General features: G+C 69.5%; 1 protein-coding gene. It reads left to right on the forward strand.

Translation table 11 applies throughout. The annotated features are described in order from the left end of the window. Positions 1-584 (forward strand): MFS transporter (locus KZA10_RS17140; RefSeq protein WP_218683501.1); only part of this gene is annotated, 584 nt, incomplete at both ends.

Consider the following 584-nt stretch of genomic DNA (forward strand, 5'->3'; position numbering starts at 1 on the left):
GTGGTCGGCTTCTCGGCGGATCTGCAGCCCTCGATGAGGTGGCCGGTGGCGCTCGGCGCCGTGCTGGCGATCGGATTCGCCGTGATGCCGCTGTTGCCGCGGCGCACACTCCGCGCCGGAGCGGGGCTCCCGAGCGTGGTGCTGATGCGGGGAATCGTGGCCGGGGCCTTCTTCGCGGCTGAGGCGTACATCCCGTATCTGCTGATGAAGAAGTTCGACTTCACCGCGACATGGGCGGGCATCGCCCTGATGCTCGCGGCGCTGGCCTGGGCAGGCGCCTCGGCTCTGCAGGGGCGATTCGGGGAGCGGTTGGGGAATCACCGCATCACGACGATCAGCCTGAGCTCGCTGCTCATCGCCATGCTGTGCGTGCTCACGGCCGCGGTGTTCGATGTCTCGGCCGCCGTGGTCGTGGTGGCCTGGGCGTTCGCCGGGGGCGGGATGGGGCTGCTCTATCCTCGTCTCACGGTGCTGACGCTGGCCTACTCGGACGATACCGACCAGGGGTTCAACTCCTCGGCGCTGTCCATCTCGGATGCGTCCGGATCGGCCGTCGCCATCGCCCTCGCCGGGCTCGGCGTCGC

The organism is Microbacterium sp. BF1 (assembly GCF_019279095.1).
Lineage (GTDB): Bacteria > Actinomycetota > Actinomycetes > Actinomycetales > Microbacteriaceae > Microbacterium > Microbacterium maritypicum.